The organism is Tessaracoccus pujii (assembly GCF_055326215.1).
Map to the genome: position 1 here is coordinate 1 of NZ_JBUZNP010000008.1, position 18,290 is coordinate 18,290.

At 69.5% G+C, this 18,290-nt stretch carries 18 protein-coding genes, 1 tRNA gene and 1 pseudogene; 14 read left to right on the forward strand and 6 right to left on the reverse strand.

The annotated features are described in order from the left end of the window. Nucleotides 1-72 precede the first annotated feature (72 nt). On the reverse strand, nucleotides 73-1,329 hold the full coding sequence (locus tag ACZK5N_RS11490; protein ID WP_459017860.1) for an integrase catalytic domain-containing protein: 1,257 nt from the start codon (nucleotides 1,327-1,329) through the stop codon (nucleotides 73-75). Between the two features lie 158 nt (nucleotides 1,330-1,487). Here ACZK5N_RS11490 and ACZK5N_RS11495 point away from each other — a divergent pair. The 5 genes from ACZK5N_RS11495 to ACZK5N_RS11515 all read left to right on the forward strand — a co-directional run bounded on the left by ACZK5N_RS11495 (nucleotide 1,488) and on the right by ACZK5N_RS11515 (nucleotide 5,428). Then, a tRNA-Met gene (locus ACZK5N_RS11495) sits at nucleotides 1,488-1,564 on the forward strand. Nucleotides 1,565-1,776: 212 nt separating this feature from the next. Further along, entirely contained in the window at nucleotides 1,777-2,925 is a 1,149-nt protein-coding gene (locus ACZK5N_RS11500; protein ID WP_459019576.1) for a baeRF3 domain-containing protein, read from the forward strand. 107 nt (nucleotides 2,926-3,032) lie between these two features. Next, nucleotides 3,033-4,013: an aldo/keto reductase gene (locus tag ACZK5N_RS11505; RefSeq protein WP_459019577.1), complete on the forward strand. Its 981-nt coding sequence runs from the start codon at nucleotides 3,033-3,035 to the stop codon at nucleotides 4,011-4,013. Between the two features lie 98 nt (nucleotides 4,014-4,111). After that, nucleotides 4,112-4,294, forward strand: a complete 183-nt coding sequence (locus tag ACZK5N_RS11510) for a hypothetical protein (RefSeq protein WP_459019578.1) — start codon at nucleotides 4,112-4,114, stop codon at nucleotides 4,292-4,294. A gap of 153 nt (nucleotides 4,295-4,447) precedes the next feature. Further along, nucleotides 4,448-5,428 (forward strand): LacI family DNA-binding transcriptional regulator, encoded by a 981-nt coding sequence (locus tag ACZK5N_RS11515; protein ID WP_459019579.1) that lies wholly within the window; start codon nucleotides 4,448-4,450, stop codon nucleotides 5,426-5,428. Nucleotides 5,429-5,444: 16 nt separating this feature from the next. Here ACZK5N_RS11515 and ACZK5N_RS11520 read toward each other — a convergent pair whose 3' ends face one another. Then, nucleotides 5,445-6,611 carry an FUSC family protein gene (locus ACZK5N_RS11520; protein WP_459019580.1) on the reverse strand — a complete coding sequence of 389 codons (1,167 nt, stop codon included), beginning with the start codon at nucleotides 6,609-6,611 and terminating at the stop codon, nucleotides 5,445-5,447. Between the two features lie 150 nt (nucleotides 6,612-6,761). Between ACZK5N_RS11520 and ACZK5N_RS11525 the strand changes: the two genes are divergently transcribed. The 6 genes and pseudogenes from ACZK5N_RS11525 to serA form a co-directional block, all read left to right on the forward strand. Next, nucleotides 6,762-8,234 carry an ABC transporter substrate-binding protein gene (locus ACZK5N_RS11525; RefSeq protein ID WP_463625020.1) on the forward strand — a complete coding sequence of 491 codons (1,473 nt, stop codon included), beginning with the start codon at nucleotides 6,762-6,764 and terminating at the stop codon, nucleotides 8,232-8,234. A 5-nt stretch (nucleotides 8,235-8,239) separates the two neighbouring features. Then, complete coding sequence (locus ACZK5N_RS11530) at nucleotides 8,240-9,199, forward strand: ABC transporter permease (RefSeq protein WP_459019582.1); 960 nt, start codon at nucleotides 8,240-8,242, stop codon at nucleotides 9,197-9,199. Beyond that, entirely contained in the window at nucleotides 9,196-10,005 is an 810-nt protein-coding gene (locus ACZK5N_RS11535; protein WP_459019583.1) for an ABC transporter permease, read from the forward strand. The genes ACZK5N_RS11530 and ACZK5N_RS11535 overlap by 4 nt, the downstream gene beginning before the upstream one ends. After that, nucleotides 10,002-10,829 carry an ABC transporter ATP-binding protein gene (locus ACZK5N_RS11540; RefSeq protein ID WP_459019584.1) on the forward strand — a complete coding sequence of 276 codons (828 nt, stop codon included), beginning with the start codon at nucleotides 10,002-10,004 and terminating at the stop codon, nucleotides 10,827-10,829. Before ACZK5N_RS11535 ends, ACZK5N_RS11540 begins: the two co-directional genes overlap by 4 nt. Beyond that, complete coding sequence (locus ACZK5N_RS11545) at nucleotides 10,826-11,599, forward strand: ABC transporter ATP-binding protein (RefSeq protein ID WP_459019585.1); 774 nt, start codon at nucleotides 10,826-10,828, stop codon at nucleotides 11,597-11,599. Before ACZK5N_RS11540 ends, ACZK5N_RS11545 begins: the two co-directional genes overlap by 4 nt. Before the next feature lie 66 nt (nucleotides 11,600-11,665). Continuing rightward, nucleotides 11,666-12,859: pseudogene (gene serA / locus ACZK5N_RS11550) on the forward strand (phosphoglycerate dehydrogenase); the annotation flags it as partial. Here serA and ACZK5N_RS11555 read toward each other — a convergent pair. From ACZK5N_RS11555 to ACZK5N_RS11570, 4 genes are read right to left on the reverse strand one after another with little or no spacing between them, the layout of a single operon-like run. Then, nucleotides 12,856-13,656, reverse strand: a complete 801-nt coding sequence (locus ACZK5N_RS11555; RefSeq protein WP_459019586.1) for an inositol monophosphatase family protein — start codon at nucleotides 13,654-13,656, stop codon at nucleotides 12,856-12,858. The pseudogene serA and the gene ACZK5N_RS11555 overlap by 4 nt on opposite strands. 10 nt (nucleotides 13,657-13,666) lie before the next feature. Next, nucleotides 13,667-14,662, reverse strand: a complete 996-nt coding sequence (gene rsgA, locus ACZK5N_RS11560) for a ribosome small subunit-dependent GTPase A (RefSeq protein WP_459019587.1) — start codon at nucleotides 14,660-14,662, stop codon at nucleotides 13,667-13,669. A 7-nt stretch (nucleotides 14,663-14,669) separates the two neighbouring features. Beyond that, nucleotides 14,670-15,926, reverse strand: coding sequence for a 3-phosphoshikimate 1-carboxyvinyltransferase (aroA, locus tag ACZK5N_RS11565; RefSeq protein ID WP_459019588.1), 1,257 nt, complete (start codon nucleotides 15,924-15,926; stop codon nucleotides 14,670-14,672). Continuing rightward, nucleotides 15,926-16,540 (reverse strand): DoxX family membrane protein, encoded by a 615-nt coding sequence (locus ACZK5N_RS11570; protein ID WP_459019589.1) that lies wholly within the window; start codon nucleotides 16,538-16,540, stop codon nucleotides 15,926-15,928. The genes aroA and ACZK5N_RS11570 overlap by 1 nt, the downstream gene beginning before the upstream one ends. Nucleotides 16,541-16,565: 25 nt before the next feature. Between ACZK5N_RS11570 and ACZK5N_RS11575 the strand changes: the two genes are divergently transcribed. The 3 genes from ACZK5N_RS11575 (at nucleotide 16,566) to ACZK5N_RS11585 (ending at nucleotide 18,272) form a co-directional block, all read left to right on the forward strand. After that, nucleotides 16,566-17,258, forward strand: coding sequence for an SOS response-associated peptidase (locus ACZK5N_RS11575; RefSeq protein WP_459019590.1), 693 nt, complete (start codon nucleotides 16,566-16,568; stop codon nucleotides 17,256-17,258). Nucleotides 17,259-17,385: 127 nt separating this feature from the next. Then, nucleotides 17,386-18,000, forward strand: a complete 615-nt coding sequence (locus ACZK5N_RS11580) for a sigma-70 family RNA polymerase sigma factor (protein ID WP_459020378.1) — start codon at nucleotides 17,386-17,388, stop codon at nucleotides 17,998-18,000. After that, nucleotides 18,000-18,272, forward strand: a complete 273-nt coding sequence (locus ACZK5N_RS11585; protein ID WP_459019591.1) for an anti-sigma factor — start codon at nucleotides 18,000-18,002, stop codon at nucleotides 18,270-18,272. Before ACZK5N_RS11580 ends, ACZK5N_RS11585 begins: the two co-directional genes overlap by 1 nt. Nucleotides 18,273-18,290: the final 18 nt, after the last annotated feature.

Sequence of the window (18,290 nt, forward strand, 5' to 3'; positions counted from 1 at the left end):
TCGTGGTGCCTCACTGTCAAGTCCCCGGATAGTGGGGGGCCGTGCCTCACATAGTTTTCCCCGTGTAACGGGTTAGCTGGCTCGGGTCTTGAGGACACCGGGGGTGGGTGCTTTCCAGGTGATCTGGTCTTGGAGTCGCCGTGTTTTCCCGGCGGCGAGTCGGGTGAGTTCGTGTTGGATCTCGGTGATGGCGCGGGCGATCGCGGCGGGTTGCAGGGTGGCTTTGTAGGCGGCGAGTTCGGCTTCTTGGGCGGAGCTGAGGACGCCGGCGGCCAGCAGCCGCTGATACGGGGAGCGGGGCTGGTCGTAGAGCCTCTTGCGTCGCCCGATGGTGTCGGTGGACCAGCCGACGGGTTTCTTGGTCGGGGTGAAGAAGTTGAGTCGGTCGTTGACCAGGGTCCAGAGCTGGTTGAGCAGCGTCAGCTCGGTAGGGGTGTCGTAGCGGTGGTAGAAGCCGTAGCGGCGCACGAGGTGGTTGTTCTTCGACTCGATGGTGGCCTGGTCGTTCTTCTTGTAGGGCCTTGAGCGGGTGAAGAACACGTCGCGTTGGCCGGCCCAGTCGATGAGTTGGTGGTTGATGAACTCAGAGCCGTTGTCGCTGTCGATGCCGGTCACGGCGAACGGTACCTGGTCGATGAGCAGGTCGAACGCGCTCCGGATGTGGATGTGGGCGTTGTTGCGGATCGCGTGGGTGAAGGTCCAGCCGGTGTGCATGTCGGTGAAGTTGACGCTGCGGGCGAACTCTCCTTGCAGGGTGGGGCCGCAGTGGGCGACGGTGTCGACCTCGAAGAACCCGGGTTCGGCTTCGACCTCGTCACCGGCTTTGCGGATCTGGATCGAGTTGCGAAGCAGGCTTCCCTGCCTCGTGGCGGACTTCCCGCGGAGTGGGTCTGTGGCTCGGGCAGGGGCCAGGTAGCGGTCGATCGTGGCCGGCGACATCGACTCGAGTTCGGCTCTGACCTCAGCGCTGTACCGATCCTGGCCGGAGACCAGGGAGCCTTCGGTTTCCATTGCGTCGAGCCAGTCGGTCATCGCAACAGCGAGGTACTTGCCGCAGCTGCCCCCGGCAGTGGCCCAGACCAGTTGAAGGACCTTGATCGCATCGTAGGAGTACTTCCGCGGTTTGGTCTTGCGGCGGTCGATCACTGCGACGGTGGCAACCGCCCGACCGGGGGCCTGTTTCAGCCGGGCGACCAGCTGTTGACGGGCGTGATCACGGTTCCAGCCGGTGACCTCGACCACGTGGTCCAGGATCACGCTCTTGCCCTTCCTCGGGGCCGCGGCGTAGGCCTGGGCGTACTTCTTCGTGACTTCGAACCGGGCTGCCATCGACAGCTTCTCCTCAACCTCCACACCCCATCGTGGCCAGCCTCCACGTTCGCGGGGAAAAGTGTGTGAGGCACGGCCCCTACGTACGCGGGGACTATGTGTGAGTCTCGTCGCGATTTGGTTTGTCCGCAGACATTGACCTATAGTTGGTCGAGCGACGCGGGGTGGAGCAGCTCGGTAGCTCGCTGGGCTCATAACCCAGAGGTCACAGGTTCAAATCCTGTCCCCGCTACCACAACAAGGATCCGGATCGGCCATCAGGCCGGTCCGGATCCTTCGTCCCCCCGGAGCGCACCATGGATCGGGCCTCGCGGTTGAGGGCACTGGTCACCTCGCAGGCATCGTTCCCGGCCGGGTGCATCGCCCTACCTGCCGGAGGTCACCGAACCCTGACGCCGACCGCCCTCCACGCGTAGGCTGGAACGAAGCCGATACAAGGAGGATCACATGGATCTGTTGACCCGTTCGGACATCCAGTCGCTCGCCGTCTCGGAGGTTGACGGCATGCACGTCTCCCTTCTCATGCCGACGCACCGCTACGGCAGCGGCGTCCAAGCCGATCAGGTGCAGTGGAAGAACCTCGTCAGTGGCATGGAAGCCCTTCTCCTGCAGGAGATGCGTCGCCCGGACGTCGACGCACTGCTAGCTCCGGCCCGCGAACTGCAGGGCGACGGCCTGGCCTGGCAGTCCATGGGCGACGGTCTGGCGATGTTCATCAAACCCGGCCAGCACCGGATGGTCCGCATCCCGGCGTCGCTTCCCACGCTCGCCACGGCAGGCGACCGCTTCGTCACGGGCCCGCTGATGCGGCTGCTGTCCGGCGACGCCCACTTCCTGCTGCTCGCCATCAGCCAGGGCCACGTGCGCCTCATGGACGGCAGCCGGCACACGGTGCGCCAGATCGAACTCGACGATGTGCCCACCCAGATCTCCGACGTGGTGGAGCCCGAGGGTCCACGATCCGATGCCATGGCGCGCTCGCTCAGCGGGGGCCGCGGAGGGCGCTCCGTGTTCTACGGACACGGGGCCGGCGACGACGACGCCAAGAAGGACGACCTGATGCGTTTCCTCCGCGAGATGGCCGCGGGCCTGCACGACGTGCTGGCCGGCCAGACCGCGCCGCTGGTGCTCGTTGGGTTGGAGCAGAACGTAGCCGCCTACCGCGAGGTCAACACCTACGCCAATGTGCTCGACGAGGCCGTCCTGCGCAACCCCGACGACCTGTCGGGTGACGAGCTGCACCAGCTGGCGTGGCCCATCGTCGAGGCGCGGCTGCGCGCCGAGCGCAGCGCCACCATCGCCCGCTACCACGACATGAGCGGAGGGGAGCGGGTCTCCGACAGCCTCGAGCTGATCAGCGATGCCGCAGCCCAGGGCCGCGTGGACACGCTGTTCATGCACACCAACCCCTGGTGCTGGGAACGGGTGGCGGGGAGCGAGGTGCCGGTGGTGCGGCTCGGCCAGGACGACCGCTTCGCAGACTGCGAGACGGAGGACAAGGCGGCGGCGGACACTCTCGCCTTCGGGGGCATGGTGCACGCCACGTCCCAGGAAGTGTCGGAGGGCGCCGAGGTCGCGGCCATCCTGCGCTTCTGATCACTGCCCTGGGGTGTACTGCCAGTGCCTGGTCCGACAGGCACTGTTGCGGTACGTAGCGCGCCCGTAGCCTGAGGAACACCCCTGACCTCATCTAGGAGAAACGCATGTTGACACGCACTCTGGGCACCGGCCTGACGGTGTCCGCCCTCGGTCTCGGCTGCATGGGCATGAGCCAGAGCTTCCCGCCGTTCCCGCCGCACGACGACATGGTCACGATGCTGCGCACCGCCGTGGACCGCGGAGTGACGTTCTTCGACACCGCCCAGGTGTACGGGCCGTTCACCAACGAGGAGCTCGTCGGCGAGGCCCTGGAGCCTGTGAGGGACCAGGTGTCGATCGCCACGAAGTTCGGCTTCGAGCTGTCCACGGGGCAGGTGACCGGCCTCGACAGCCGGCCGGACACGATTCGTCGCTCGGTCGACGACTCGCTCGCCCGGCTCCGCACGGATCACATCGACCTGCTGTACCAGCACCGCGTGGATCCTGATGTTCCCATGGAGGACGTGGCCGGGGCGGTGAAGGAGCTCATCGAGGCGGGAAAGGTGCTCCACTTCGGGCTGTCCGAGGCCGGCGCCGCCAACATACGTCGCGCGCACGCCGTCCAGCCCGTGACGGCGCTGCAGAGCGAGTACTCGCTGTGGTGGAGGGAGCCGGAGGACTCGGTGCTGCCGACGCTGCGGGAGCTCGGCATCGGCTTCGTCCCGTTCAGCCCGCTGGGTAAGGGGTTCCTCACCGGCGCGATCAGCGACGACAAGGAGTTCGAGGCGGGTGACTTCCGCAACTCCATCCCGCGCTTCACGGACCCGGAGGCCCGACACGCCAACCGCGCCTTCGTCGAGCTGCTCGGCAGGATCGCGGAACGGCACGGGGCCACCCCCGCGCAGGTGGCGTTGGCGTGGATCCTCGCACAGGGCGACTTCATCGTGCCCATCCCAGGCACCACGAAGCTGCACCGGCTGGAGGAGAACATCGCCGCCACCGAGCTGGCGTTGAGCGACGACGACTTCAGTGAGATCGCCGGCGCCCAGCTCAGCGCCGTGGGGGACCGCTACTCGGAGGCCCAGCAGCGCCAGATCGACCGGTGAACCTGCGAATACACCAGACGCTACGCGAGCATGCGGCTGCCGCTGGGCGTGACCTCGTGTCGGTAGCCCGATGGAACTCGCGATCCAGGCCGAGCAGGATGGCCTTCTTCAACCGCACCGACGGCACGTACTGGTCCTCGGGCGGCATGTCGGGCAGGTCGATCACCGGCTGCACCGTCACGTCCAGGCCGGTCAACAGCTCGGCGAGCAGGGCGGTGGTGATGTGGCCGGCCTTCTCGACCCGCGCCACCCCGCTCAGATCTCCGACGGCGTCGGTGTGAATGTGGACGGCGAGCTCATCCGCCGCGGCATGCGGGAGGGTCGGCCAGGCCTCCGGCGGGTGTCAGATCGGTAACGATTCCTCCGGATTCGTTGACACCCCTTTCCGCAGGGTTGGACCATGGCGGCTACCTTGAACGATCAACGGAGGCCCGATGAAGAAGCCGACGCTCGCCAGCCTGGCGGCGGAGCTCAAAGTTTCGCGCCAGACGATCTCGAACGTCCTCAACTTCCCGGAGCGCGTCCGCGCCGAGACCAGAGCCCGCGTCCAGGACGCCATCGAAGCCTCCGGGTACCGCCCCTCGGCGGCCGCGCGCGCCCTGCGCAACCAGCGCGCCATGACGCTCGGGCTCAGGCTCAGCAACCCCCGCAACGGCATCTCCGGCTCGTTCATGGGGGACTTCGCCCGCGAGCTGATCACCGCCGCTGACCGGCGCGGCTACCGCGTCGTGGTGTTCCCGGCCACGTCGAACGAGGAGGAGATCGACACGCTCGTCGAGCTGCGCCGTACTCTCGCCATCGACGGGTGCGTCATCACCGACACATGGCCCGACGACGACCGCCCCGCCCGCCTGGCCGAGGCCGGGGTGCCGTTCTCGGCATTCGGACGGCCCTGGACCGGGCCGGACCACGGCCTGTGGGTCGACGTCGACGGCAGGGTCGGGGCCGCTGCCGCCGCACGCTTCCTCCGCCGCACCGGCCACGAGCACATCGGTTTCCTCGGCTGGTCGGACGGGTCGCCCGTGGGCGCGGATCGGCGCGCGGGCTGGCAGCAGGCGCTGGGCCTCACCGATGACGAGGCGGCGAGGCTCACCGTCGATGGGGAGGACACGGTCGCGGCTGGGGAACTTGGCATGGCGGAGCTGCTTGCCCGCGGAGCAACGGGGGCGGTGTGTGCGTCGGACAGCCTGGCGCTCGGCGCCTTCACCGCGGACAAGTCGGTGGCGCGAGGCGACGTGGTGGGCTTCGACGATACCCCCGTGGCCAGGGCCATCCGTCTGCCGAGCGTCCGGCAGCCGGTCGACGAGGTGGCCAGGATCGCGCTCGAGATGGTGTTGGCGCAGCTCACCAAGGCCGCGCCCCACGCAGGTGGCGGAGTGCTCGTGCACCCGATCGTCGAGACGCGGGAGGCCTGACAGGTCGACGGGCCGCTCAGTCCATGTCGGGCACCGCGTCGCGCGCGTCGGTGTAGTCCTCGCCGCAGAGCTCCATCAGGTCCACCAGCATGGACCTGACCTGCGCCAGCACCACCGTCGACGACAGTCTCGGCAGGATCGGCATGTGCGCCGAGCGCTCCGCGAGGGCACGCAGGTCCGCCAGCTTCGCCGTCGGCCTGCGCCGGGCGAACAGCTCTGCCGCACACTCGTCGGTCACCTGCGCGAACTCTGTCAGCAGCGTCAGGTACTCCTCGGGAACCTTCTCGTTCCGGTAGGTCGCGACCGCACCCCGCCGCGCCAGGACGCGCAGATTCCGGATCAGCCGGTCCAGTGGGACCACGAGATCGGAGATCTGCAACGCCTCGTCGCGGTGGCGGCGCAGGAACGGCGAGGACCGCACGACGGCGATGCCCTCCGACGCCGCCGTCAGCAGCGAGGACAGCTCGTCCTCCGTGGATCGCGCGCGCTCCAGGATCTGCTCGGCCGCGTCGACGTCACACGTACGCAGCGCGCCCACCATGGCGCGAACCGTCAGCGCCGCCTCGTGCAGGACCTTCGCGGCGATCATCCGGGGCCGGTCGATGGGGGTGGTGGGCGCCACCGTCGCGAAGAGCAGCGCCACCGCGCACCCCACCAAAGCGTCCTGCCACCGCGCGACCCCCGTGTCCGCGCCGGGCAGCACCGTCAGGACCGCGGCCGCCTGCACCGCCGCCTGCGTCACCATCAAGGTGCGGGCACCCATCCACGTGGTGATGGACATGGCGATGGCCACCACGAGCACGATCTGCCACGCCCCCGTGCCGAAGAAGTGCACGAACACGTCACCCAGGAACACCCCGACGGTGACCCCGACGGCCACCTCCGCCACGCGCCCCAGCCGCTGGCCGAACGAGAACCCCAGGCAGATGATCGCCGCGACCGTGGCCAGGAACGGCGCCTCATGCCCCAGCACATACCGCGCGATCCACCACGACGCTCCGGCCGCCAGCGAAATCTGCAGGATCATGAACAGCCGCGAGCGCCACCTCCCGACGCGCCGCTGCTGGGAGCGCCAGCCGCGCCGCGCGGTGCGCTCCGAGAGGTCGAACGCCCGGATCGACGCCCGCTGCAACGCCCTGCCAGTGCCGTGCCACGAGAAGCCGTGCCGGTGATCCTCTGTCATGGCGCCCATCCTGCCCAATCACGGCCGATTACGCCCCTCGTGAAGTGAAGGGAAAGGCGGAGGGTGCCGACGGGTACACTGAGCGGGCCGTTGACCGTTGCCGGAAGGGAACCGAAGAACATGCGCCGAGCCCGCACCCTGGGGATCGTGATGGTCCTCCTTCTGTCGGTGGCGTTGGGTGCGTGCACGCGCCCCCCGGCTGAGGGCGAGGAAACGCGAACGCTCAACATCGGTGCCACGGGGGAGCCCGCCGGCCTGGACATGATCACCGTCTCCGGCGCCGGCACCCCCTTCGTGCTGCTGTACAACGTGTACGAGACGCTCGTGAAGCTCGACGGCGAGGGCACCATCCGCCCGCTGCTGGCCTCCGAGTGGGTCGCCTCTGCGGACAACACGGTCTACACCTTCACCATCGATTCGGGCGCCCGCTTCTCGTCCGGCACGGACGTCACCGCGGAGGCCGTCGTCGAGAGCTTCGAACGCAACCGCGGCGCGGAAGCCACGGACCAGATCTCGGGCAAGTGGGCGGTCGTGGACACCATCGAGGCTGTGAACGAGAACACCGTCGAGGTCACCCTCACCCAGCCGTCGAACCAGTGGCTCTACGAGATGACCGGTCCCGCCGGCATCGTCACGGACCCCACCGGCGCCGCCAATCTCGACACCCAGCCCGCCGGCTCCGGACCTTTCCAGTTCGTGCAGTGGGAAGAGGGCTCCTTCGTCGAGCTGCGGGCGGACACCGGCTACTGGGCCACCCCCAGCCGGTTCGAATCGGTCTTCTTCCGCTACTACGCGGACCCCAACGCGATGAACACCGCCATGCTGGCCGGCCAGCTGGACATCGTGTCCAACCTGACTGTCCCGCAGGCCATCGAGCAGTTCGCCGACGAGGAGCGCTTCACCGTCCACGAGGGCACCACGGACGGGGAGGTGGTGCTCGGCTTCAACCATCGCACTGCCGCCCTGCAGGACCTCAGGGTGCGCCAGGCGATCAACCACGCCATCGACCGCGAGGCCCTCATCGACGCCGCGTGGGGCGGCAAGGGCACCCTGATCGGCTCCATGGTGCCGCCCACGGATCCCTGGTACGAGGACCTTGCCGACACCTACCCCTATGACCCGGACAAGGCTCGGGAGCTGCTCACGGAGGCCGGCCTGGCCGCCGGGCTCACCCTGAGGCTGCGCGTGCCCAACCTGCCCTACGGCCCGCCCGCCGGCCGGTTCATCGCGGCCCAGCTCAAGGAGGTGGGCATCGACGTCCAGCTCGACGAGCTCGAGTTCCCGGCCCGCTGGCTCGATCTGGTCTACACCCAGTACGACTACGACATGACCATCGTGGCCCACGTGGAGCCGCGCGACCTCGGGGCCTTCGCCAACCCCGAGTACTACTGGGGCTACGACAACCCGCGGTTCCAGCGTCTCGTCACGGAGGCAGACGCGGGCACCCCTGCCGAGCAGGTAGAGAAGCTGCAGGAAGCGGCCCGGATCCTGGCCGACGACGCGGCCGCGGACTGGCTGTTCCTGCTGCCCAACATCGTCATCACCACCCCCGAGATCTCCGGCATCCAGGCCAACCAGATCAGCCTCGCCTTCGATCTCACCACGATCGCCGCCAGGGGCTGACCCCCGTGGCCCTGCGCCGGGTGGGCGCGCGGGTGGGTTGGCTGCTCGCCAGCCTCCTGCTGGCATCCCTGCTGATCTTCGCGGCCACCAACGCACTCCCTGGCGACATCGCCCAGGTGATCCTCGGCACGAACGCCTCGCCTGGCGAGGCGGCGCGGCTGCGCGCGGAACTCGGGCTGGACCGGCCGTTCCTCACGCGCTACCTCGAGTGGCTGTGGGACGCGGTCCGGTTCGACTTCGGCGAGTCCTACCTCAGCCGCCGGCCCATCGCGCCCCTGATCGCGTCGCGGCTGGAGGTCTCGGTCTGGCTGATCCTGTTCGGGATGATCGCCGCCATCGTCATCGCGCTCCCGGTGGGGGCCTACGCGGCCGTGCGGCGCCGCCACCTCGACGGCGTGGCCGTGTCCGCCCTCTCGCAAGTGGGCCTTGCGGTGCCCGCGTTCTGGGCCGGCATCTGGCTGGTGGTCCTCTTCGCCGTCCAGCTGCGCTGGCTGCCCGCCGGCGGATACGTGTCCTACTGGGAGTCCGTGGGCGAGTGGATCCGGCACCTCATCCTGCCCGTGACGTCGCTGGCCATCGTGCAGGCCAGCGTCATATCGCGCTACGTGCGCAGCTCGGTGCTCGAGGTGCTCCATGAGGACTACTTCCGCACCGCCCGCGCCGTGGGATGGTCCCGCACCGGGGCACTGTGGCGCCATGGGCTGCGTAACACCGCCATCTCCCTGCTCACCGTCATCGGGCTGCAGCTCGCCACCCTCCTCGTCGGTGCCATCATCATCGAGCAGGTGTTCGCGCTCCCCGGACTGGGCTCGTCGCTGCTGCTGGCGGTGTCCCAGCGCGACCTCGGCGTGGTCCAGGCCATCGTGCTGCTGCTGGTGTGGGCGGTGCTGGCCATCAACTTCATCGTGGACATCGCCTACCAGGTGATCGACCCGCGCCTGCGCCGCAGCGGGGAGGCGCGATGAAGCGCGGCACCCTCTACGTGGGCGCGACCCTCATCGGGCTGGTGGTACTCATGGCGCTCGTCGGGGCCTTCTGGACCCCGTTCCCGCCGGACGCCGTCGTCTCCAGCGGGCTCCAGCCGCCCGGCTGGCCCTACCTGCTCGGGACAGACGGGCTCGGCGGCGACATCGCGTCGCGGGTGCTCAGCGGAGCCCGGATCATCCTGCTGGTGGGTATCGCCTCCGTGGCCGTGGCCGCCGGCATAGGGGTGCCGCTCGGCATCCTCGCCGGCATGGTGCGCGGCTGGGCCGGGGAGATCCCCGCGCGCCTCGCAGACATCCTCTACGGCTTCCCCGCCCTTCTGCTGGCCATCCTGTTCGCCGCCGCCCTCGGCGGCTCCACGTGGACGGCCATGATGGCCATCTCGCTGGCCTCCATCCCCGCGTTCGTGCGGATCTCGCGCGCCGCCACGCTGCAGGTGATGAGCCAGGGCTACGTGGAGGCGGCCCGCCTCAGTGGCATCCCGTACCTGGCCGTCGCATGGCGCCACGTCCTGCCCAACATCGCGCCTGTCGTCGGCGTCCAGGTGTCCGTCAGCATCGGCATCGCCATCCTCGCCGAAGCGGGGCTGTCCTACCTCGGGCTCGGCTCCGGCCCGGACTCGCCCACCTGGGGCCGGATGCTGCGCGAGGCGCAGGGCCACATCTTCAGCGACCCGCAGCTGGCGCTGTGGCCGGGGCTGGCCATCGCCGTGGCCACCATGGGGTTCAACCTGCTCGGCGACGGTCTCCGCGACCTCCTCGACCCGCGGCTGAGGGAGATCCGATGAGCTACCTCAAGGTCACGGACCTGCACGTCTCCTTCGGCCGGCGCCAGAAGCCGGCCCTGCGCGGGATCAGCTTCACCGTCGACGAGCGCGAGCGCCTGGGCATCATCGGCCAGTCCGGCTCCGGCAAGTCGGTCACCGCCCTCGCCATCATGGGCCTGCTGCCCGCGCACGCCCAGGTGACGGGCAGCATCCGGCTCGGCGGCCGCGAACTCGTCGGCCTCCCCGAGCGGGACCTGCAGAAGCTGCGCGGCGACGAGGTGTCCATGATCTTCCAGGAGCCCATGACCGCGCTGGACCCCACGATGAAGGTGGGGAGGCAGGTGGGCGAGGTGGTGGCGCTGCACCACATCGAGCGGCGCGGCACCATCCGCGACGAGGTCCTCACCTGGCTCGGGCGCGTCGGTATCTCGGAGCCCGAGCGGATCGCCGACTCCTACCCGCACGAACTCTCCGGCGGTCAGCGGCAGCGCGCGCTCATCGCGATGGCCCTGGCCAACCGGCCAGGCCTGGTGCTGTGCGACGAGCCCACCACCGCCCTCGACGTGCTCGTCCAGCGTCAGATCCTGGAACTCCTGGCCGTGCAGCTGGCGGACAGGGCGGCGGTGTTCGTCTCGCACGACCTCGCGGTGGTGCGGCAGGTGTGCCAGAGGGTCGCGGTGATGCTCGAAGGCGAGATCGTCGAGCAGGGCGCCATCGACGAGGTCATCGCACACCCCCGGCATCCCTACACGCAAGGGCTCATCGCGTCCGCCCGGATCGACCGGGTGCCGGTCGGGCAGCTGCTGCCCAGTGTCGCGGACTACTACCCGGGGGTCTCCGCATGAGCCTCGTCGAACTGCGCGACGCCGAGGTCACCTTCCGCCGGGCAGGCAGGCCGTTCGTCGCCCTGCACGGCGTGGACCTGGTGGTGGAGCATGGCGAGCGACTCGGCATCGTCGGCGGATCCGGCTCCGGCAAGACGACCATGGCGCGGCTGATGCTGGGGCTGCAACCCCCGTCGCGGGGGGACGTCCTGTTCGACGGCCGCTCCATCGTCGGGCTGCCCGAGAAGCGTCGCGGCTTCCTCCGGGCTTCGGCGTCCATGGTGTTCCAGGACCCCAACTCCTCCCTCAACCCGCGGATGCGGCTGCAGGACATCGTCGCGGAGCCGCTGCGCTCACCGGTGCTGCGGGGTCGCGGCGACATCCCCGAACCCACCCGCGAGGTCATCGCGGGAGCGCTGCACGGCGTGGGCCTGGCGGAGGAGATGCTGGACCGGTTCCCGCACCAACTCTCGGGCGGGCAAAGGCAGCGCGTGGCGATCGCCCGCGCGCTCATCAGCGACCCGTCGCTCCTCGTGGCCGACGAACCGGTCTCCGCGCTGGACGTCTCGGTGCGCGCGCAGGTGCTCAACCTGTTGAGCGGCGAGGTGCAGGAGCGGTCGCTGGCTCTGGTGCTGGTGTCGCACGATCTGGCCATCGTGCGTCACATGTGCGAGCGGGTGGTGGTGGTCAACGCCGGCCGCATCGTCGAGGAGGGCGACGTGGCCGCTGTACTCGGCTCACCGCAGCACCCGTACACCAACGCCCTCGTCGAGGCCACCCTCAGCCTCTGACCCGGGCACCGTACGCCGCTAGCGGACGCGTGCGGGCGCCGCCGTCGCGCAGCCGTAGAATGTCGCCTCGTGAAGGCACTGCTACTTGAGAACATCCACGCCGATGCCGTGAAGGCCCTCGAGGCCAAGGGCTACGAGGTCGACACCCGGGCGGGTGCGCTGGCAGAACGGGACCTCATGGCCGCGTTGGAGGGTGTCGACTATCTCGGCATCCGCTCGCGCACCCACGTGACGCGCCGCGTTCTCGATTCGGCGCCGCAGCTCAGCGCCATCGGCGCCTTCTGCATCGGCACCAACCAGATCGATCTCGATGCGGCCACGGACCACGGCGTCGCGGTGTTCAACGCCCCCTACTCCAACACCCGCTCCGTGGTGGAGCTGGCCATCGCCGAGATCATCTCCATGGCCCGCCGCCTGACGGACCGTAACCGCGACATGCACGCCGGCATCTGGGACAAGTCCGCCATCGGCTCGCACGAGGTGCGCGGCCGCACGCTGGGCATCATCGGCTACGGCAACATCGGCTCGCAGCTGTCCATCGTCGCGGAGGCGCTCGGCATGCGTGTGCTCTACTACGATCTGGTGGACCGCCTGGCGCTCGGCAACGCCCGCCGCGTGGACTCGCTCGAGGAGTTGCTGGCGCAGTCCGAGACCGTGTCGCTGCACGTCGACGGCCGGGCCGAGAACAAGGGCCTGTTCGGCGCCGAGCAGTTCGCGATGATGCGCCCGAGGTCCCTGTTCCTCAATCTGTGCCGCGGCGGCGTCGTGGATCTCGACGCCCTCTACGACAACCTCGTCTCCGGCCACATCGCAGGCGCCGCCATCGACGTTTTCCCGTCGGAGCCCAAGGCCAAGGACGAGCCGTTCGTGTCGAGGCTGCAGGGTCTCAGCAACGTGATCCTCACCCCCCACGTCGGCGGCTCGACGCAGGAGGCGCAGGTGGACATCGGCCGCTTCGTCGCCGGCAAGCTGCACGACTACGAGACCCTCGGCTCGACGTCGATGAGCGTGAACCTGCCCGAGGTGCCCGCGGGCCCCACCACCACCGCCCGGATCGTGCACCTGCACCACAACGTGCCCGGTGTGCTGGCGAGGCTCAACCAGTTGTTCGCCTCGCATTCGATGAACATCGGCTCCCAGACGCTGGCCACGCGCGGCCCGCTCGGCTATGTGGTCACCGACGTGCAGGGCGAGAAGTACGACGGTCTACTCGCCGAGCTCGAGTCCCTCGACGAGACGGTCCGCGTCCGCGTTCTCTAGGCGGTGGGGGAGCGGAGGTAGTCCAGGACGGCCTCGTGGAGGAGGCCGTTGGTGGCCACCGCCCCGGGGCCGTTGACGCCGTCGGCACCGTCGAGGTTGGTGAACCTGCCGCCCGCCTCGCGGACGATCACGTCCAGGGCGGCCATGTCGTAGAGGGCGAGGTCCGGTTCGCACGCCACGTCCACGCTGCCCTCCGCCACCAGCATGTAGCTCCAGAAGTCGCCGTAGGCTCGGGTGCGCCACGAGTCGCGCATCAGGTTGATGAACCCCTGCCCCCGGTCCGTCTCGACCCATTCCGCGATGTCCGAGTAGGACAGCGACGAATCCGCCAGGTCCGCCACGCGGCTGACCCGCAGCTCAGTGGCGCTGAGGATCGAGCGGCCCGTGTAGGCGCCGCCACCCGTGCTGGCCCACCAGCGGCGGCTGAGGGCGGGCGCCGAGACCACCGACGCCGCGATCCGCCCGTCCACCTCGAGGGCGATCAGCGTGGCCCACACCGGCACGCCCCGAAGGTAGTTCTTGGTGCCGTCGATCGGGTCGATGATCCACCGCCGTGACGACTCCCCGGTGTCGCTGAACTCCTCGCCGTGCACGGCGTCCCGCGGGCGGGTTCGCGCCAACGTGCGCCTGATCGCTTCCTCGACCGCGGTGTCCGCCTCGGTGACAGGGGTGTTGTCCGGCTTGCTGCTGAAGCGCAGGTCCTGCGCCTTGAACCTGTTCATCGACAACGAGTCCGCGTCGTCTGCCATGAGGTGCGCCAGGCGCAGATCGTCGGTGAGGTCCTTCGAGACAGCCATGGTCACCAACCTACCGGGTCGGCGCCGCGGTTCCGGCGAAGGCCCGGCCCATGCGGCGGAACGACGCCAGCCTCTCGGGCGCGAGCTTCCCCTCGGCGACGGCGTCGTCCAGCGCGCATTCGATGACGCCGGTGTCGTGCCGGCAACCGCGCGGACACCCTTCCGCCAGCTCCAGCAGGTCCGGGAACGCCCCCAGGATGGAGGTGGTCTGCACGTGGCTGATCCCGAAGGAGCGCACGCCCGGAGTGTCGACGATCCAGCCGCCGCCCGGCAGTTCCATCGCGATCGCCGAGGTGGAGGTGTGCCGACCCTTGCCGGTGAGCTCGCTCACCTCCGCGACGGCGCGGCCAGCGCCCGGGATGAGCCGGTTGACCAGCGTGGACTTGCCCACGCCCGAGTGACCGACGAACACCGTCACCCTGTCCTTCAGCGCCTCCCGGATGTGGGTGAGGTCCGCCTCCGGGTCCGTGACCAGGATGGGCACACCGAGCGGCTCGTAGGCGATGCGGAGCTCCTCCGGGCTGGCCAGATCAGCCTTGGTGAGGCACAGCACCGGGTCGATCCGCGCGTCGAACGCCGCCACCAGGATGCGGTCGATCATTCCCACCCTGGGGGGCGGGTCGGCCAGGGCCGTGACGATGAAGAGCTGGTTCGCGTTGGCCACGATCGGACGCTCGAATGTGTCCGCGTCGTCGGCGGACCGGCGCAGCACCGTCGAGCGCTCCAGCACCTCGACGATGCGCGACAGCGTGCCCTCCTGGCCGGTGCTGTCGCCATCCAGGCGCACGCGATCTCCGACGAGCACCCCACCCTTGCGGTCGATCAGCCGCCCCCGCACCGCCGTCACGTCCTGGCCGTCCAGCGTGCACCGGTAGCGGCCGCGATCCACGGAGATGACGCGCGCCACAGGCAGAGCCGAGTAGTCCGGGCGCTCCTTCGTGCGGGGCCGGGTCCGACGCCGTGGGCGGTCGAATCCGCTGTGGTCATCCTCGCGCAGGGACTTCACGGGCGCCTCATGGGCCGACGAGCCCGCGCCAGTCCCGGGCGAAGTGCGGCATGGTCTTGGACACGCACTCCAGATCCGTCACCGCGATCCCGCGTACCCGCAACGCCAGCAGCGCCGCGAAATGCACCATGCGGTGATCGGCGTAGGTGTGCAGGACCGCGGGCCTGAGATCCCCGCCCCCGACGATGCGCAGCCCGTCCTCGGTCTCCTCGGCCTCGGCACCGAGGCGGCGCAGCTCGGTCACGAGCGCCGCCAGACGATCCGTCTCGTGCCCGCGGATGTGGGCCACCCCCCGGACGGTGGTCACCCCCTCGGCCAGCGCCCCCAGGGCGGCCACCACCGGCGTCAGCTCGGAGGCCGTCGTCAGGTCCACGTCGATCCCCGCCAGCGAGCCCGGGCCGGAGACCGAGACGCGGTCCGGGGAGTGCTCGACGGTGGCGCCCATGGCCTGGATCACGTCGAGGAACAGCGCCCCAGGTTGGAGGCTGCGGGCCGGCCAGCCGGGAACCGTCACCCGGCCGCCCGTGACGGCAGCCGCGGCGAGGAAGACGGCCGCGTTGGTGAGGTCCGGCTCGATGGTGTGGCTGCGGGCCGCGATGCGCCCGGGCGACACCTGCCACGTGCGGTCGTCGAGCTCCGCCACCTGGACCCCGACGTCGCGCAGCATGGCGGCGGTCATGGCGATGTGGGGACGCGAGGGGAGCCGTTGCCCGGTGTGCCGAAGGGTCAGGCCACGAGGGAGCCTGGCGCCGACGAGCAGGAGACCCGAGATGAACTGGCTGGAGCCTGACGCATCGATGTTGGCGGTGCCGTGTGCCTCACGGGGCGGGGTGACCGTGAAGGGAAGCGCCTCGCCGGAGACCTGTGCGCCGAGTTGGCGCATGCCGTCGATCAGCGGCGCCATCGGCCGCTCGCTCGCGTGGGGATCCCCCGTGAAGGACGACGGGCCGTCTGCCAGCATCGCCAGGGGAGGAACAAAGCGCATGACCGTGCCCGCCAGACCGCAGTCGATGGAGGGCGCTCCGCTGAAGCGCTCGGGCGGCGTCACCACGACGCTGTCCCCGCGCTCGACCACCTGCACCCCGAGCGCTCTCAACGCGCCGATCATCAGCGCCGAGTCGCGCGATTCCAGGGCGCCGGTGAGGGTGCTGGGAGCGTCGGCGAGCGCGGCGATGACGAGCGCCCGGTTGGTCTCCGACTTCGAGCCGGGCACGACCACCTCGCCCCTGACGGGCGCCTGTGTGAACGGGAGCGGACTCGTCATCAGCTGACGGTTGCCTCGATCTTCCTGGTGAACGCCTTGGCCGACCTGCGCGCCTTCTTCGACAGCTGCCGGGCCTGCTTCTCGGCACGGGCGGCGGCCCGGTGGGCGGACCGGCTCACGTCGTCACCGATGGCCGCGGCCTTCTTCTCCGTCACCTTGGCGGCGTGATCCGCGCGCCACGACAGGCTGGGCCGGCCCTCGGTGTCCTGGGCCGCGAGCACAGCGGCGCCCAGCAGGGCCGCATTGCGCAGCACCTCGGGGCGCGAGGCGTCCTTGGCCACGGAGGAGGCTCCCTTGTCCGGCAGGGCGATGGCGAGATTGAGTACCGAGGCCTTGGCGAGCAGCAGCGCGCCGAGGCGCCTGCCGATGCCGGTGGCGTACATGGCGCCGCCGACGATCTGCGCGACACCCGAGATGCGCACCCACGTCTCGGCGTTCTCGGGGACATACGAGGCGATATCCGCGGGGACGACGCGCTGCAGGAGCGGGGACACCGCTGAGGTGAAGCGCTCCGCGTCGGGCGCGCTCTCGGCGGGCTTGGTGACAGCCTTGACGCCCTCCGCGATGAAGTAGCTGGCGAACAGACTCCGGGCAACGAACCGCAACAGACTCATGTCGTTACACTACTAGGCTTTGTGCATGTGCGGACGATACGCAGCCACCGCGAACCCTGACGAACTGGTGGAGGAGTTCGAGATCTCCTTCGTGGCCGACGAGATGGCCGAGGTGGCGCGCCCCCGTTTCAACATCGCCCCCACGGACCTCGTTCCAGGCGTCCTCGAGCGCGCATCGGGCGACGACGGTGTCACGCGGAAGCTGGTGCCGCTGCGGTGGGGCCTGGTCCCCAGCTGGGCGAAGGTCCCCGGTTCGACCATGATCAACGCCCGCGTCGAGACCCTCACCGAGAAGCCCGCCTACCGCAAGGCCGCCGCGGCCCGCCGCTGCCTGCTGCCCGCCGTCGGCTACTACGAGTGGCGCGCCGAGACGCCGGAGGGCGCCCCCAGGCCCGTCAAGCAGCCCTACTTCCTGTACCCGCAGACGGGGCTGTTCGTGATGGCCGGACTCTACGAGTTCTGGAAGGGTCCCGAAGGCTGGCTGTCGTCCACGACCATCATCACCACGGAGGCCACCGACGAACTCGGCTGGGTGCACGACCGGATGCCGATGACCGTGCCGCGCGACGCCTGGGACGAGTGGCTGGACCCGGGCCTGACGAACGCGACGGTGGCTGTGGCGCTGCTGCGGACACCCATCTCCCTGGGGCATCGGCGGGTTTCGCGCGCCGTGAACTCGGTGCGCAACGACGGACCGCAACTGATCGAACGGGAATAGACCCCCGGGGGTGTGTGTTGTCACGGGCATGAAGCCCGCCGCGCCAGCCCGCCTCCTGCACAGCGATTCGTCCGCTGCGCTGGCCTGCGCAGAGGCGATCGTGGACCAGGCGCTATTCTCTGTCCTGATGGACAGCGAGCTTGCCGCGGCCGAGGGGGCCGCCGAGATCCTCGACGCCGATGCGGAGGCGTTCGAGGAGGAAGCGCTGAGCCATCTGGACCGTCTCTTCGCCGCCGCCCTGCGGATGACCCGCAACCCCGCCGACGCGGAGGACGTGGTGCAGGAGACCTACGCCAAGGCGTTCGCGTCGCGGCACACGTTCACCCCCGGCACCAACCTCAAGGCCTGGCTGTACCGGATTCTCACCAACACCTACATCAACGCCTACCGCAAGGCGCAGCGGTCCCCGAAGTCCAGCGGCGACGAGGAGGTCTCGGACTGGCAGCTCGCCCGGGCCGCCTCACACGACTCGGCGGGCCTGCGCAGCGCTGAGATGGAGGCACTGGACCAGACGCCGGACGGCATCGTCGCCCAGGCCGTGGCCCAGCTCCCGGAGAACTTCCGGATGGCGGTGCTCCTCAGCGACGTGGAGGGATTCTCCTACAAGGAGATCGCCGAGATCATGGGCACCCCGATCGGCACGGTGATGAGCCGGCTCAACCGCGGCCGCGCGCAGCTGCGTGATCTTCTGGCCGAGTACGCGCGGGACAACGGCATCGGACGACGGAGCGGGGGACGGTGATGGCAGATCCCGACATGTACTCCCACGAGCACGACGAGATGGACGAGTGTGTACAGGCCCTGTCCCAGGTGCACTCGTTCCTGCACAACGAACTCCTGGAGCGCGACGCCGATCTCATCCGGCTCCACCTGCACGCCTGTGAGCGATGTATGGAGAACTTCGAGATCGAATCCACCATCACGGAGATGATCCAGCGCAGCCAGCCGACGGCACCGGCGCCGTCCACCCTCACCGCGCGGATCCAGACGCTGCGCGTGATGCACCGTCTCTGAAAGCCCCCCCGCATGCAA